This window comes from Verrucomicrobiales bacterium, from assembly GCA_016793885.1.
Lineage (GTDB): Bacteria > Verrucomicrobiota > Verrucomicrobiia > Limisphaerales > UBA11320 > UBA11320.
The window spans coordinates 53,408-70,737 of the sequence record JAEUHE010000009.1; the positions used below are offsets into that span (position 1 = coordinate 53,408).

6 protein-coding genes are annotated in these 17,330 nt (G+C 60.3%); 4 read left to right on the forward strand and 2 right to left on the reverse strand.

Features of this window, described 5'->3' with window-relative positions; genetic code table 11:
* The first annotated feature begins 215 nt into the window (after window positions 1-215).
* A complete protein-coding gene (locus JNN07_01120; GenBank protein ID MBL9166320.1) occupies window positions 216-7,991 on the forward strand; it encodes a lamin tail domain-containing protein in 7,776 nt (2,591 codons plus the stop codon).
* Between the two features lie 276 nt (window positions 7,992-8,267).
* On the forward strand, window positions 8,268-9,410 hold the full coding sequence (locus JNN07_01125) for a M20 family metallopeptidase (protein MBL9166321.1): 1,143 nt from the start codon (window positions 8,268-8,270) through the stop codon (window positions 9,408-9,410).
* Between the two features lie 203 nt (window positions 9,411-9,613).
* Here JNN07_01125 and JNN07_01130 read toward each other — a convergent pair whose 3' ends face one another.
* A complete protein-coding gene (locus JNN07_01130) occupies window positions 9,614-9,832 on the reverse strand; it encodes a hypothetical protein (GenBank protein MBL9166322.1) in 219 nt (72 codons plus the stop codon).
* A 227-nt stretch (window positions 9,833-10,059) separates the two neighbouring features.
* Between JNN07_01130 and JNN07_01135 the strand changes: the two genes are divergently transcribed.
* Both JNN07_01135 and JNN07_01140 read left to right on the forward strand, forming a co-directional pair.
* Complete coding sequence (locus JNN07_01135) at window positions 10,060-11,502, forward strand: hypothetical protein (protein MBL9166323.1); 1,443 nt, start codon at window positions 10,060-10,062, stop codon at window positions 11,500-11,502.
* 15 nt (window positions 11,503-11,517) lie between these two features.
* Complete coding sequence (locus JNN07_01140) at window positions 11,518-12,819, forward strand: PQQ-like beta-propeller repeat protein (protein ID MBL9166324.1); 1,302 nt, start codon at window positions 11,518-11,520, stop codon at window positions 12,817-12,819.
* A 24-nt stretch (window positions 12,820-12,843) separates the two neighbouring features.
* On the opposite strand, the gene JNN07_01145 is transcribed toward JNN07_01140, so the two are convergent.
* The coding region (locus JNN07_01145) for a tandem-95 repeat protein (protein ID MBL9166325.1) at window positions 12,844-17,330 on the reverse strand (4,487 nt) is incomplete at its 5' end.

Consider the following 17,330-nt stretch of genomic DNA (forward strand, 5'->3'; position numbering starts at 1 on the left):
TTGAACCTCCTCTTTGCATCCAGACCAGTCGTGTGCCATGAGTAGGGTATTGACCCAAAATGTGACACTCCAGCATCCGAGTTCGTCGGAGTGAGAAATTGCCGTTGCGCAGGTCAACGCGAACTGGCATCAACAGGACATCAATCGACCTAAGCAGCTGATCAAGACGTATCATAGAGGCTTGGTTACAAATGTGTTACAGTAGTTTAGATCCTATGTATCCTCCGATCCCCCCCTCGGTTACACGTTCCCTGACCGCACTCGTGTTCATGCTGCTGCTGGCATGTTCGAGCGGAAGAATAGTCGCAGCCGAGACGGTTGTGATCTCCGAGTTCATGGCCAGCAATACATCCGGAGCCGTCGATGAGGACGGTGAAACCTCGGACTGGATCGAAATCTTGAACGCCGGGAGTTCCAATGTTTCCCTGTCCGGATGGCGGTTAACCGACGATCCATCCAACCTTTCGAAGTGGGTTTTTCCGGCCACCAACCTCCCGCCCAACGGATTTCTCCTCGTTTGGGCATCCAGCAAGGATCGTCGGTTGCCAGGCAAACCGCTCCATGCCAACTTCGGTCTGAATGCCAATGGCGAGTACCTGGCTCTGATCCGCCCGGATGACACTCGGGCGAGTGAATTCAATCCGTTTCCGAAGCAGTACGACAACATCTCCTACGGCGTGTTTCAACAAATCGATGCCAGCCGCTTTGTCGAAACAAATAGCCTCATCAAGGCCTACGTTCCCTCCAACAACACGCTCGGTCTAACGTGGACCGCCCGCAGCTTCGCGGACTCTTCCTGGGTGCAGGGCATCAATGGTGTGGGCTACGAACAGTCGGTGCCTGGGTTCGCGGTCAAAAACTTTAAAGCAAATGCTACGGTGGGTAATCTCGCGACCGCCGACAGCGTGATCTCCACCCCCTCCCTCCAAGCCAACGTCTATTCCGAGAACCGGTCCATCATCAACTATTTCAACAGCGGCGGCACCGGCAACTACGGCAATGACAGCCCGTTCCCTGGCTTTGACCTGGTGACGGACGTGGAGGACTTCGTAGTCGAAGTCACCGGCACACTCACGGTACCTAGCGCAGGTGCCTGGACCTTCGGAGTGAATAGCGACGATGGATTCCGTCTGCAGATCGGATCCTTCACCATGAGCTTCCCGGATCCTCGTGGGTCGGCCGACACGCTCAGCACCTTCAACTTTCCTTCCGCCGGTGACTACGCCCTCCGCCTGGTCTTTTACGAGCGCGGCGGTGGATCGGAACTCGAGTTCTTCGCCGCCCCAGGCAGTTTTGTGGCTTGGAATTCCACCAACTTCCGCCTGGTCGGGGACCCCACGGGCGGGCTCTCTGTCCGATCCCTACCCATCGGTCAGACCATTGGCTTCAAGAGCCTGATCAAAACCGATGTCCAAACCAGCCTCTATAACCGCAACTCCGGGGCCTATTTGCGCCTTCCTTTCTTTGTGGGCTCTCCCTCCGCCTTGGGAACCCTGACGATGCAGGCTAAATACGACGACGGGTTTGTCGCCTATCTCAATGGAACCTTGGTCGCGAGTCGAAACGCCCCTCCCTCTCCGGCTTACAACGCGGTCGCTACCACCGAACGGGCGGACTCGGAGGCCATCGTGTCGGAGACGATCGACCTAAGTCCCTTCCTGGGCAATCTCACCGCCGGCAACAACGTGCTCGCCGTCCATGCCCTCAACCGAGCAATCAACGACGATGACTTCCTCTTTCTCGCCGAGCTATCGGAGGTTAAATCCTCCCTGCTTACCAACAACTACTTCGCTGCCTCAACGCCGGGAGCGTACAATTCCTCCACCATTTACAACAAAGTCCGCGACACCCACTTCAGCCATGATCGTGGCTTTTACGAAACCAATTTCAGTTTAATCATCACTTGCGACACACCGGGGGCGACCATTCGCTACACCCTCGATGGGACCGCTCCGACCGCGGCCACCGGACAGCTGTACTCCACCCCCCTGGCGATCGACAAGACCACCACCGTCCGGGCTGCCGCGTTCAAGGCCGGATTCGTTTCTTCGGATGTCGACACCCATACCTACCTCTACACCCGCGACATCATCACCCAAGCTCCGAGCGGAGCCGCACCGGCAGGCTGGCCCAGCTCCTGGGGAGGAAATGTCGTCGATTACGGAATGGATCCCGACATCGTCAACAACCCGCCTTGGCGGGATACCATCCAGGAAGATCTCAAGTCCTTGCCCAGTTTTTCGGTAGTTATGAAACTGGGGGATTTGTTCGATCCCTCCACCGGAATCTATGCCAATCCGGGCGGCGATACCATCGCCTGGGAAAGAAGCTGCTCCCTGGAGCTGATTCAACCCGATGGGTCGGCCGGATTTCAGGAGAATTGCGGCATCCGGATCCGGGGCGGATTCAGCCGCAGCACGAGCAATCCCAAACACGCGCTCCGGTTCTTCTTCCGTCAGGAATACGGCGCACCGAAGCTGAACTTCCCGGTCTTCGGAAAGGATGGAGCCAACGAGTATGACAAGTTCGATCTGCGAACCACCCAAAACTACTCCTGGGCCTTCCAGGGCGATCCCGGAAGCATCTGGCTCCGGGATCAATTCAGCCGCGATACCCAGCTCGCCATGGGACGGCCAGCCGAGCGCGGGAATTGGTTTCATCTGTACATCAATGGTCAATATTGGGGTCTGTTCAACAGCGACGAGCGGGCCGAGGCGTCTTTCGGAGAGACCTATTTCGGAGGACGGGAGGAGGACTACGACACCATTAAGGTTGGTCCTGACCAAGGTTACAATATCTATGCCACCGATGGCACCCTGGATGCCTGGTCGCGACTGTGGCAGGCCGCCGTCACCGGGTTTGCCAATAACGCTGACTACTTCCGCATCCAAGGCCTGAATCCCGATGGCACTCCGAATCCCGCGTTTGAGAACCTGTTGGATGTGCCCAACCTGATCGATTACATGCTGGTGATCATCTACGGCGGCAACCTGGACGCTCCGATCAGCAACTTTCTGGGCAATACCTCACCCAACAACTGGTTCGGCATCCGGGATCGCACCGGCGCGCATGGAGGGTTTCGATTCATGAGTCACGACGCGGAGCACACCCTCCTCAACGTGAATGAAGATCGATCGGGACCGTTCGCTGCCGGAGATCCCACCCAGGGGAGCGGATTTGAGAAGAGCAGCCCGCAGTACCTGTATACCCGACTGTGGGCCAACGCGGAGTTCCGCATGCTGTGCGCCGATCATATCCAACGACACTTCTTCAACGGAGGTGTCTTCACCGTATCAAATGCCCAAGCGCGTCTGGACCGTCGAACTAACGAGATCTTCCGGGCGCTGGTGCCCGAATCAGCCAGGTGGGGCGACTCCAAGCGCGGAACTCCCATCACCCGTGACGATTTTCTCTCGTCCTACAACAACGTCCGAAACGCCTATCTGCCCGCCCGCGGCGCCGTCGTGCTCAACCAACTGCGCAACGACGGATTGTTCCCCAACCTGAACGCCCCCGGATTCAGCCAACTGGGAGGCTTTGTGCCCTTTGGATATCCGCTCGTCCTGACGGTCAACAACGCCCAGGGCACGATCTACTACACGCTGGATGGCTCCGATCCTCGACTCCTCGGCGGCAACATCAACCCCAGCGCGACTGCCTACGCCGCACCCATCGTGCTCAATACCGCCAAAACCGTTCGAGCCCGTGTCCGAAACGGAACGGTCTGGAGCGCGATCGTCGAAGCCACCTTCTATCCACTCCAAAATCTCGACGGCCTGGCTATCACCGAGATGATGTACAATCCTCCTGACGCAGGTACCGTCCTGGGAGATGAGTTCGAATTCATCGAGCTTAAGAACACCACCGCCAACACCATCGACCTCAGTGGACTCTCCTTTACCGAAGGGATCAGCTTCATCTTCACCAACGGCACCACCCTCGGAGCCGGACAGTTTTTCGTGCTCGCACGGAACGCCGCCGAGTTCAAGAACCGCTATCCTGCGGCTCCCGTTCACGGGGTCTTCACCGGCCGACTCGACAACGGAGGCGAAGTCATCCGCCTCAAACACACGCTGGGCGGCACCGTGTTCACGGTGACCTATGACGACGATCTGCCCTGGCCCTTGGCGGCCGACGGTTATGGGTTCAGCCTCGTCACTCGCGAGACGAACCCCAGCTCCAATTCAGAAAATGGGGCCAAGTGGCGAGCCAGCGCAAACCCGCTGGGTAGCCCGGGCGCCGACGATCCCGCTCTTCAGATTCCAGGAATCCTGGTAAACGAGGCATTGACCCACACCGACCTCCCCGCGGTCGATCAGATCGAGCTCTACAACCCGACGGATGCCGCGGTCAATTTGGGCGGCTGGTTTCTCTCCGACGATGCCTCATTACCCAAAAAGTATCGCATTCCCAACGGGCGACAGATTGCCGCCCGAGGCTATGCCGTGTTCTCCGAGGCGGACTTCAACCTGGATCCAGGATCTTCCAACAGCTTTCGACTCAGTTCCACCGGCGACCAGATCTACCTCCTCTCCGGGGACGCTAACACCAATCTCACCGGTTACAGCCACGGGTTCACATTCGGTGCCTCGGCGAATGGGGTCAGCTTCGGCCGCTATGTGAATAGTCAGGGGGAGGAACACTTTCCATCCCAGGCTTCTAAGACCTTCGGCGCCACCAACAGCGGGCCGCTGGTCGGCCCCATCGTGATCAACGAGATCCAGTATCATCCCGATGTGAGCTATGACGAGTTTGTCGAACTGCACAACATCACCTCCACGAACGTGCCGCTGTATGACCTCAACGCCACCACAAACACCTGGAAGCTGAGCGGCTTTAACTTCAAGTTCCCGCCAAACCTAAGCCTGCCCGCCGGTGGATACCTGATCCTCTCGCCCCTCGACCCGGCTACGTTCCGCGCCAAATACTCGATCCCTGCCGGGGTCCAAATCCTAGGGCCGGTGGCTGGAAATCTCCAGGACAGCGGCGAACGCCTGGAACTCTTGCGTCCCGATGCCCCCAACACCAACGAGGTCCCGTACATCGTGGTGGACGCCGTTCGCTACAACGACCGCGAACCCTGGCCCGTGGTGGCCGACGGCAGTGGCCCCTCACTCCAACGCCGTCAGCCCAGCAGCTACGGCGATGATCCTGTCAACTGGTTCACCTCCGGCATCACTCCCGGCCGACCGAATCTCCCCAACGTGGCGCCCACCGTGGTCCTCACCAGCCCTGCTGCCGATTCCACGTTCCTACCTCCAGCCACGATCCTCATGGAGGCCACCGCCAGCGATCCCGATGGCTCCATCCTCAAGGTGGAGTTCTACTCCGATGGTGTGAAGCTGGGCGAGGACACGAGTGCCCCCTTCTCCTACTCCTGGGTGAACGCCAGCTCCGGAACCCACAGCCTGACCGCAAAAGCCTTCGACAGCGGATTGTCGATAGCGGTCTCCGAGCCGGTGCAGATCAGCATCGTCTCCCCCACCACCACCACGGTCATCGGCCGAGGATCCCAATGGCGATACCTCGACAACAATGTGCCGCCCGGGGCCGGCTGGACCAATGTCACCTTCAATGATGCCGCCTGGAAATCCGGGGCCGCCCAACTGGGCTATGGCGATGGAGACGAAACCACTGTTGTCGGATTCGGACCCGACGCGAACGCGAAATACATCACCACCTGGTTTCGCCGATCATTCACCCTCACCAACATCACCCGCTATCTCACGCTGGACCTGGCGGTGCTGCGCGATGATGGAGCGGTGGTCTATCTGAACGGCCTGGAAGTCTTCCGCAGCAACATGCCCGAGGGTGCGATCACGCCATCGACGCTCGCGTCGTCGGCCGCGGCCGGAGGCGACGAGACCTCCAATTTCTACACCAAGGCGCTCGGCACCGCCCTGTTGCGGGAGGGGCCCAACGTGCTGGCGGTAGAAATCCACCAGTCCGGAGCCAATAGCAGCGATCTCAGCTTTGATCTGGAGCTGACCGGCACGCTGGCACCGATCATCCCCACCATCCAGCTCACCAGCCCAGCCAACAGCACCGAGTTTTTTGCCCCGGCGACCGTGTCATTAGCCGCGGCCGCGGCCGACCCCGAGAATGGGATCAACCGAGTTGAGTTCTTCAGCGGCTCCACACGCCTCGGCCAAGACAACACAGCCCCCTACACCTTTGACTGGTCCGGCGTGGCAGCGGGCAGCTACACCCTCCGGGCGATCGCGTTCAACACTCTCGGGCTCGCTCGGACGTCCGCTCCCGTTAACGTCACGGTAAAGGCGAATGTTGCTCCCACGGTCACCCTATCTCAGCCTGCGAACGGATCCGTTTTCGTCTCTCCCGCCTCGCTGACCCTGGAGGCGGAAGCCGCCGATCCTGATGGCAGCGTCGCCCGAGTGGAATTCTTCGCCGACGATGTCAGCTTGGGCGCGGACAGCTCCTCCCCCTATTCCTTGGTCTGGCCCAGCCCAGCGCTCGGCTCGCACGTTCTTAAAGCGGTGGTGACCGACAATCAGAACGTCAGCATCTCCTCGCCCCCCGTGACGATCACCATCACGAATGTCATCACCTACCCGTTCACTCTCGTGGCCGCGGGCTCGCTGTGGCGCTACCACGATCGGGGAACCGACCTCGGGACAACCTGGAGCGACTCCAGCTACGATGACAGCAGCTGGCCTCTGGGACTGGCTCAGTTCGGCTACAGCCCGGACGAAAACGATGAGGCCACAGTGCTGGACTTCGGTTCCGACTCGAACAACAAACGAGTGACGTACTATTTCCGACGTGAGTTCCAAGTGCGCAACACCGCCGGCATCTCCGAGCTGCAGGTGCGCTATGTGCGGGATGATGGAATCATCGTCTATATCAACGGTAATCCTATCGTCAGGGATAACTTCGCCGACGGGAACGTCTCCTACGAAACGCCGGCGCTCAACGTGATTTCGGGAGCAGATGAGTCGCGATACATCACCAACTCGGTTGACCTGGATCTCCTAGGCAGCGGCATCAATGTAATTGCTGTCGAAGTGCATCAGCAATCCGTCACGAGCAGCGACCTGAGCTTTGATCTGGAGCTGTTCGGCCGGGGGCCAACCATGGCTCCAAGCATCCATGTAGAGCCGATTGGGGCGAGCCTCGCACCAGGCCAAGCGGTCCGTTTGCAGACCGCCGCCGGCGGAAGCACTCCGCTCGGATTCCAATGGCGAAAGAATGGCGTCGATATCCCCGGAGCCAACGGGAGCAGCCTCAACCTTACCGATGCCACCCCCGCAACCGAAGGTGCTTATACCGTCATCGTCTCGAATAACAGCGGTTCGGTAACCAGCCGCGTCGCGGCCATCACGATCGAAGGCGGCCCGGCAATCACTCGCCAGCCCACGAGCCAGACCGCGGCGTTCACCGGCACCGCCTCCTTCTCCGTCGAGGCGTCGGGTCCTCCCACGCTTACCTATCAGTGGTTCTTCAACGGCGAGCCAGTCTCAGGAGCGACCGCCACCAGCCTCCAACTCTCGAACATCCAGACCGAACAGGCCGGCCAGTACTGGGTGGTAGTGAGCAACCCGTTCGGCAATGCCACATCCGACCGAGCCACATTGACCGTCAACGTTCCGGATTCCGACGGCGACCTGATGCCCGATTGGTGGGAAGACCTCCACCAATTGAACAAGCTCAGCGCCAGTGATGCTTCGCAGGATCCCGACGACGATTCCCATAACAACCTGGATGAATACGTCGCGGGCACGGACCCACGCGACCCGAGCAGCGTGCTCTGGCTGGAGGTTTTCCCTGAAGGAGATCAGGTCTCCATGTATTTCTACGCCGTTCCCAACAAGGCCTATACCGTCCAATACACGGAGGACGTCTCCTCAGGAGTCTGGCTCAAATTCGCCGATGTTCCAGCCAGGACTTCCCTCGAAGCGGTGAAGTTCCGCGATCTCAACGTTGGCAAGGCCAGGTTCTATCGCGTGATCACGCCACCGGCGACCCCGTAAGCGACGGGAGTGATTCGAAGTGGGTGAGATTCAAGTCCGCGACGGACTCGGCGGCCTTATGCCGGGCTTTCAGCCCTGGATGGGAGTGCGGATGGTTACCTGGGGTTGTCACCCCAGGTTTTCGTCACCCCCATGTGCAGAGTGCCGAAAGCCCGCGCCATTGCGGGGAGTTACCCACGAAATTCGACCCGAATCCGTGAGATCCTCGAAATCCGTGGTTCAGCAACCGCCCAATCGAAATTGACACGTCCAACGCCCTGAACGCATGTTTCGCGGATGAGCCGTTCGCCAATCATTCAGACGCTCGCCGAATTGGTCCGGATCAAGAGTGTCAATCCCGCGTATGATGCCGGATGCTCCGAGGCGGGGATGGTGGCTTACATTCGGGAGTTCTTCACCGCGCGAGGGGTGGAGACCTGGGAGCAACCCGTGTTTCCCGGACGAAACAATCTGATCGCTCGCTTGCCCGGAAAAGACCCCGCCAAACGCGTGGTCTTGGAGGCTCATACGGATACCGTGTCGATCCAAGGAATGACCATCCCCCCCTTCGACCCCGTCATCCAGGAGGGACGTCTGTACGGCCGAGGCAGCTGCGACACCAAGGCAGGCTTGGCCGGAATGATGCATGCCGTCGCTTCCCTCAAAGCCGAAGGCATCACCCCTCCGTGCGAGGTGTGGCTGGCAGCTGTCGTGGACGAGGAATTTTCGTATCGTGGAGTTGTGAAGCTCTGTGAAGGACTCACTGGCCAAGCGGCGATCGTGGCTGAACCAACCGAACTGCGTCTGGTGGCAGCCAGCAAGGGCGTGGTTCGATGGCGAATTCGGGTGACCGGCCGTGCCGCCCACAGCTCGAAGCCTCACCTCGGCATCAACGCCATCAGTCATATGGCGCGGCTGGTCCTGGCGTTGGAGGACGATCACGAACGCCTGAAAGTTCAGGAACATCCCCTGGTAGGCTCCGCGACCTGCAACGTCGGCGTCATCCACGGGGGCGTCCAGGTCAACTTTGTTCCCGACGAGTGCGTGATCGAGATCGACCGCCGCCTACTGCCCGGGGAACTCGTGGAAGACGTCTTGAGGCACTATCAATGGTTACTGGATGGGTTGGCGGCACGACATCCCGGGTTTGCGGCGAAAATGGAACCCCCTATGCTCACGGATGAAGCTCTGAGCACCCCCTTGGACGCATCCGCCGTTCAACTCGGGGCAGCGATTCTCCGCGAGCTCGGTTTGGATTCGAAACCGTGCGGTGCGCCGTTTGGAAGCGATGCTAGCAAACTCTCTCGTCAGGGGCTTCCCAGCCTGGTCTTTGGGCCAGGGAGTATTGATCGCGCGCACGCCGCCGATGAATACGTCGAAATCGACCAAGTGCTGCAGGCTTACGAGTTCTATCGAGAGTTCATCCGCCGGTTTAGTTAGTCCTAAAAAGGAGAATGGCCCGGTCTGGATTGTCTTCCTCGGTGACCACTGAGGCCTCTGTGTGAGACCTTTCCCCGCTCTTCACGCCCGCTCCACCTGAACTGTCGAACCACGCGAGATGCACACGCCTCACGGCATGCCCGTAGGCGTTTCCCCCCTTGGCCTGCCGATGCGCGGCAGCCTACGAGGGCAAGGCCAAGCGATCAGAACGGACGAGGACGGCGGGGAGCCTTGGCCGATTTCCTGCCGAAAGGACGTCCCTGCCTCCGTTGTCCCGGGCGACGCTTGCCACCCGCGGGGGCGGCCACATCGCCTCCCGGCGAGGCTTCGAGCTTGTGCTTAACGCTGTTGGGCCCATGCGCGGCCGCCATATGAATCTGGAGGCCAAAGGGCAGTTTGCTATTACAGATCGGACAGTTCACAATATTAGGTTCTTGAAAAACGGAAGTACCAGGAGAAGTTTCTAAGGGCAACATGGCACCTCTTTCAGCGACTCACAAGCACCGATTTGAGTTGTTATTAGTCTCCGGTTCTCACCCACTGAGTCCGGCAGGACAAACAAGGGCACCTTTGGGAAGCCTATCAGCCGCGATTCTGGGAACAACCGATGGACTGGAGTCCTTGTCTAAGCCGGAGCCCTCAGCCCGCGATGAAAAAGCGTCAAATAACCTGGGTGATGGTCGGAACCACGGGATTGCTCGTCCTGGTAGTGGTGCCCGGGCTCGTTTTCCTCATCTGGCGGTCAGGGATTTCCCAGGATATCGGGGATTTAGAACGGAAGGCACGCCAGGCCGGAGAACCGATCACAGTTAAGGAACTGGCGACCTGGCATAAGGCACCTCCGGATGACGAAAACATCCTGATCCCGTTGATAGCCCTGTGGGAAAAGGAGGATGAGCGCTATTGGAAGGCGGTTCGAGAGCGAGCGGAGACCCTGCCCGATCGCGAGCCTCTGGATGTGCCAAGTGCCCTGCCCCTCCTCGGCACTGAGGGCGGTCGAGTTTCGAGCCAGCTGCCCTGGACAAGCAACCAAGTCGCCCTCGTCCGCGAATTCGAAGACACCCATCGCGACCGAGCTCTCAGAGTCCGCCAAGCGCTGACGCTGCCAAAGGCGCACTTCCCCTCCAGCACCACGGTGAAACTCAGCGATCAACTCCCGCACCTACCCTTTCTGAAACAGGAGTCGCAACGGCTCTTCCTAAGATCCCTGCTGTCGGCCCACGACCGGGACGGCGCTGCGTCGCTCGAGGCCATCGAACAAATGCTGAAGGTGGCTGAGTGCTTGCGCGAGGAACCTTCCAGCCTCAGCCAATTGGTTCGATTCGCGATCCTCAACATCGCGTTTAACGCGCTCGAGTCCACCGTGGCTTATGCAGCGCTTACCTCCGCTCAGTTGGATCGAGCGGAACACTTGTTCAGTTCGCTCACCCTCTCGAAGTCGCTGTATCAGGCCTGGATCGGCGAACGAGTTCTGGCTCTGAGAGCCTTCAATGCCCCGATCGCCGAGCTAGGAGGCCAAAGTCAGTCCGTCACTAACGCTGATTTTTTCGTCGAGCGTGTGGGCGAAAGGCTCACCCTCAGCCGCTCTCCGATGAACGCCCTCGGTTTCGTGTCCCTCGATCACCGCCTCCTGCTCCAAACCTTCGACGCCCTTCTGGGACTGAACCGCAATGGACGCTGGGAGGATATCGTCAAATCGGAGACCGTGATCGCCGAAGCGATCACCCGGGCAGACAGCTTTCCGCCTAAGATTTTCAGTTCGATGACACTGTCCGGACAGGAGAGAGTGGCCCGCCGGCTCCTGGGTGCGGAGGCCCGTCGCCGTTCCGCGCTGCTCGCCCTGGCGGTGGAGCGTCACCGGTTGGCGCACGGCGGCGCAGTGCCGGAAACCCTCGAGGCGCTGATAACCTCGGGCACCGTGGCTGACCTAAATGACCCATTCGATGGCAAGCGCCTTCGCTACCGCATCAAGCCCCAAGGGTATGTCGTCTATTCAGTCGGTCCCGACCGACAAGACCAAGGGGGGACGACGATAGCCCCCAGCGGCAAACCGGACGCTTTCGATTTTTCATTCACTGTGGTGTGGGAATGAGCTAGCCTGTTCTGCATGCTCACCCCACATACGCCTGCCGGTAGGCTGTTACAAACTCTCCTTCTGAGGACGAGTATCCTCCTCACCTTGATCACCGAGCCGACACCCACCCATGCCGATTGGGCTCAATTCCGTGGCGCCGGAGGATCCGGCACCACCGAAGCGAAAGGGGTCCCCCTATCCTGGGGCGACTCCACCAACCTCCTCTGGAAGACTCCCCTGCCCGGTCCGGGTGCCTCCAGCCCCATCGTCATTGGCAATCGGATCTTCCTGACCTGCTTCACGGGTTATGCGGTCTCCTCCCGGGAACCCGGTGAGCTGAGCCAGCTCAAACGTCACCTGATCTGCCTAGATCCGGTCGATGGAAAAATCCTCTGGAACACCGCCACCCCTGCGGAACTGCCGGAACAGGAACGGATCCGCGAAGACCATGGTTATGCTTCCAGCACCCCAGCCGCCGATGCGGAGCGCATCTATGCTTTCTATGGCAAGTCGGGCCTGCTCGCCTTCGACCATTCCGGGAAACAAATCTGGCAGGCCAAAGTGGGAGATCAGCTGAATGGCTGGGGCTCCGCTACCTCCCCCGTGCTGTACCGAGATTGGGTCATCGTCAACGCCAGCATCGAGAGTGAATCGGTGGTCGCGATCAATAAGCGGGACGGAAAAGAGATCTGGCGCGCCGGCGGAATCAAGGAGTCCTGGCACGCGCCTCTGGTCGTCAGCCTGCCGGATGGAAAAACCGAACTGGTGCTGGCCATGCTCAAAAAAGTGGTCGGCCTGAACCCTGACACCGGCGAACAACTCTGGAAGGCCGATACCGGCATCAACTGGTACATGTGCCCGACCCCGTTGGCGGCCGACGGAATCATCTATTCGATTGGCGGACGCAACCCCAATGGCGGACTGGCGATCCGCGGCGGGGGTCGCGGCGATGTCACCGGATCGCACGTCCTGTGGAAGGTGAATAAGGGGTCGAACGTCCCGTCGCCCCTGCTGCATGAAGGCCATCTCTACTTCGCGCACGAAAACCTCGGGGTCGTCTACTGCGTGAACGCTCGATCGGGAGAGCTGGTCTACGAGGAACGCCTGGAGCCTTCCCCCGGACAGATCTACGCCTCTCCAGTCCTCGCGGAAGGCCGCATCTACTACACGGGTCGAGGGGGTCGCACCGTCACCGTTGCCGCTCAGCCGAAGTTTCAGCGCCTGGCCGAGAGCACTTTGGAGTCCGGTCGCGGGGTCTTCAATTCAAGCCCCGCCTTCCACGGTAATCGGCTGCTGCTGCGCTCGAACCGGAATCTCTATTGCATCGGGAACTGACGATACCACTGCATCAAACACCCCTCAGGGCGTCTCAGCGCGAAAGAAGCGCATGGGAATCCTCGGTGCCGCAGGAACTGGGTAGACGGTCCGGCCGCTGGTGGGATTCGCCAGGAACAAGAAATCCCAATCCAAAAGGTTGGTCGAGGTCTCAATGCAACAGGTGGATCCCGGCTCACCCAAAATCTCGAGCTGGAAAAGCCCGCCTGGCAAGGCGGACAGCGAGGAGGTGAAGGAATCTTCATCACTCCTGCTCGTCAGCACGACATCGTCCACTTTGAACGTCGCCGGACCGCGGTCGCTGGTAATCATGAACGTACATTCCGACTGGACCGGAACGTAAGTCGCTCTCACCGTCTGCCAGCTACCCGTGTCAGTGGTACGCGTCAAGATATCGGTCGCCTCGTCACCTCGCCCAAACTTAACGGCGACGCGTCCTGACTCGACGAAGACTCGCGCGACGAAGGTATACTCCCGACCGGGCGCCAACGTCAGGTGCTGACCGATCCCGTCGCCAACCCCCCGAGCCACCACACGCTGGAGGTTCCATCCGGAGATGAGCCCCCCCTGGTTGAGCGAAAGTCCGGCTCCAGACGCGGATCTGTAAAACCAACCCAACCCCAGGCGGGCATTCCGCCCCACGTCCGGGAGCTCTTCGAATCCACAGTCAAAGCTCCCATTGATCACATAATCCACACTACCTGGAATACCAACGTTCAGGACTCGACTCGACGAAGCAGGCCCAATATTTCCCGAATCATCCACCGCCCTCGCACGAATGGAATACAGCCCTGCATTGCAAGGTGTGAAAGAGTATGTCCAGGATTCGCGGCCGCTGGCCGGATGCCAGCTCTGTCCGCCGTCCGTGGACACTTCAACCGCGGCCACTCTTCCGCCAACATCGGCAGCCGAGCCGGAAACCACCACGGTGTCCTCGATTTTGGCGCAACTCCCTCCCCGAGGGTCGATGACCCGAGCGGTGGGCGCAGTGAGGTCGGTGGATCGTGTCGCCACCTTTAGCCCGGCCTGGAGGCCCGCAGGCTGGACGCCCATGTCGGCAAAGAGGTTGACGATCGCTTGCTGAAGCCGCGCGTCCGGGGGAGCCGGAGCTTGGTTGTAATAGCCGGCAAGCGCCCGCTGAAGCCGCATGGTGCCAGCGTGAAAGACCAAGGCCCCGCTCGCAGCCCGATACAACGACATGTGGTGTGGGATGGTCGAGTTGCCCAACTCGTAATCAGAGTCCTCCTGGTCCGTAACCTCAGTCGTCGAGAGATGGAAAAGCCCGGAAGGACGAAACCCATTGTCCACGTCGCCGTCAAGCTGGTAGCCCAGCAGACCGTCAAACGTTGCCGCTTGGCCCGGAAGCAGGGATGCCACCGAGGTATTTCTCCAAAAGCGAAGCTTGCCGTCCGCCTCGGGGACTCGCAGCGACCGCTCGACGAAGGACGTCTGCGTGGTGAGCAAGCCATTCAGCTCATTCTCCGGCGCCGCCCCATCGTATCGTGGCGGGCCAAATGTCTCATCGCGAAATGACCCCGTGGTCACACCGGGAAGCGGATCCAGTTTCAGGCCCAGCCGCTCCTTGTAGACCACCATGGTGTGATGGTCGTCCTCCCATCGAATTTTCCAATAGGCGGTATTGCCGGAAAAGAACGCCAGATTCACACCGGCATCCCGCGCGGCCTGAATATGCTGCCTCTGCCGCAAGGACCAGTATTCGTCGTGACCACTCGTCATGAACATCCGATGGTTCCGAATCAGCTCGCCTCTCCGATCGCTGTCACGCCCGGTGGTGTACGCCACGTCAAATCCGTTGGCCTCCAGGAAACGGATCAAGGGGTATTCCTCGCCATAACTCAGCACGGCGCCAACCGTGTTGTCCCCCACGATTTCCGTATGCGGGGGAGCCATGTTGGTCAGTGCCCAGAGATGGGGCCGACGATAGGACACCTTGTAGGCGCGCGGGTTGAAGAAGTCATGCACACTATGTCCGTCCATCGTGCGCTTGGCAGGTATGCTCCCCCCGTAGTAGGCGGGGCCATAGTTGTAGGCCTGCCAACTCGTGTCGCAGGTCTGCAAAAGAATGTCAGAGTTACGGGTGTCGTCCCGTACCACAAAGAAGATCCCACAGGAGATTCGAGTGTCACGGCGCTCAACCCGGGCCATGAACAGGCCGGACACCAGGTTCGTCGGTGTGTTCCAGGTCCAGGTGGGATTCCAGTTCCCGCAATCGATCAAACGGGGAAAAACCGTGGCGTCCGTGGCCGGATCCAGCGAGGGCGTGGGCGACTCGAGGCATGTTGGCTGATCCACTGAGACACCCGTAAACCGCGCCACCTCACGCGCGCCCAATCCCTGATAGTAGCCCAGCCGGTAGACTACCAGATCGTAGGTGACCCCGGCCGCATCCGGGGTCTGGATATAAAAGGTGACCGCCCCTCCTTTATTGACGCTCACCTCGTCGGTGAATCCACGGATGGTCGGAACGGAGCTGTCGGGGTTCCACTCCCTCACGGGGGTCCCAGGCAGTGAGTTTTCGACTAGAATCGGGTTCACATCGCCAACGGTGACAATGAATCTGGAATCCGAGGTTCCCCCGGTGGAGTCCGAAACGGTCAGCGTGACCTGCGCCGCCCCCGCTACTTTGGCCGTCGGCCTAACAGTCACCCGGCGAGTCGCTCCGCTCCCCGAGAGGACAATGTTGCTGACCGGAATCAGCCCGGTATTTGAACTGCTCGCGCTGACCGTCAATGCGTTCGCCGCGGTTTCAACATCCCCGACAGTGAACAGGATGGGACCGGCGGTTCCGTCCACATCAATCGCTTGCGCACCAATGCTCGAGATGGTCGGCAAATCGTTGACGGGGTTGACCGTAAGAGTAAAGGTGCGGCTCGCGGTCCCCCCTTCCTCGTCCGTCACGGTCAAGGTGACGTCAGCGGTTCCAAACTGATTGGCCGTCGGCGTTATCGTAACCGTCCGATCGGAGCCGCTCCCGGTGATCACGATTCTGGACACCGGCACCAAATTCACATTCGAGGTGGTCGCTCTCACCGTCAATGCGCTCGCCGCCGTTTCAATATCTCCAACCGTAAACGGGATCGGACCAACCGTGCCATCCTCGTCAACCGATTGCGTCGCCACGCTGGTGATGGTCGGCAGGTCATTCACCTCGTCGACCACCACCGCGAATGTCGTGCTCGCGACCCCACTGTTCGCATCGGTCACCGTGAGGGTCACCTGCACGGTCCCCGACCGGGTGGGCAACGGCACCACCGTTACAGTCCGATCGGCCCCGCTGCCGACGATGGTAATCCTGGAAACGGGCACCAACCCGGGATTCGACGTCGTCGCTCTCACCGTCAATGCACTCGCCGACGTTTCCACATCGCCCACCGAGAAGGGAATGGGTCCGACTGTCTCGCCCTCGTCCACGCTCTGCGAACCGATGGTCGAAATGGTCGGCAGATCATTCACCGGCGTCACCGTCAGCGTGAACGACGTGGAGGCGCTGCCTCCATTCGCATCTCTCACCGTCACGGTCACCTGCGCGGTTCCGGATTGGTTGGCCACCGGATCCACCCTCACCGTCCGGCTGGCCCCGCTGCCGCCGAACTCAATCCGGTTCACGGGCAGCAGGCCCGTGTTGGAGCTGGTGGCCTGCACCGTCAACGCTGCCGCTGAAGTCTCAAGGTCCCCCACCGTGAACGGGATCACCCCCGTCGTCTCGTCCTCCTCGATAGTCTGCGAGCCGATCGACGAAATGGTCGGCAAATCATTCCCCGACGTCACCGTCAGCGTGAACGACGTGGAAGCTCTGCCTCCATCCGCATCCCTCACCGTTAGGGTCACCTGCGCGGTTCCGGATTGGTTGGCCACCGGATCCACCCTCACCGTCCGGTTGGCCCCACCGCCGCCAAACTCAATCCGGTTCACGGGCAGCAGGCCCGTGTTCGAGCTGGTCGCCTGCACCGTCAACGCACCAGCAGAAGTCTCAAGGTCACCCACTGTGAACGGGATCGCCCCCGTCGTCTCGTCCTCCTCGATAGTCTGCGAGCCGATCGACGAAATGGTCGGCAGATCATTCACCGGCGTCACCGTCAGCGTGAACGATCGGGTAGCCGTCCCTCCGTTCGCGTCACTCACCGTCAGGGTCACCTGCGCCGTTCCGGATTGGTTGGCCACCGGATCCACCCTCACCGTCCGGTTGGCTCCACCGCCGCCAAACTCAATCCGGTTCACCGGCAGCAGGCCCGTGTTCGAACTGGTCGCCTGCAGCGTCAACGCGCCCGCCGCAGTCTCAATGTCCCCCACCGTGAACGGGATCGCACCCGTCGTCTCGTCCTCCTCGATGGTCGGCGAGCCAATCGCCGAAATGGTCGGCAGATCGTTCACCGGCGTCACCGTCAGCGTGAACGATCGGGTAGCCGTCCCTCCGTTCGCGTCACTCACTGTCAGGGTCACCTGCGCGGTTCCGGATTGGTTGGCCACCGGATCCACCCTCACCGTCCGGT

Bases quoted from the DNA above. Each gene is read 5' to 3' on its own strand.
- JNN07_01125 (MBL9166321.1), top strand. From the start codon at position 8,268: ATGAGCCGTTCGCCAATCATTCAGACGCTCGCCGAATTGGTCCGGATC.
- JNN07_01120 (MBL9166320.1), top strand. From the start codon at position 216: ATGTATCCTCCGATCCCCCCCTCGGTTACACGTTCCCTGACCGCACTC.
- JNN07_01140 (MBL9166324.1), top strand. From the start codon at position 11,518: ATGCTCACCCCACATACGCCTGCCGGTAGGCTGTTACAAACTCTCCTT.
- JNN07_01135 (MBL9166323.1), top strand. From the start codon at position 10,060: ATGAAAAAGCGTCAAATAACCTGGGTGATGGTCGGAACCACGGGATTG.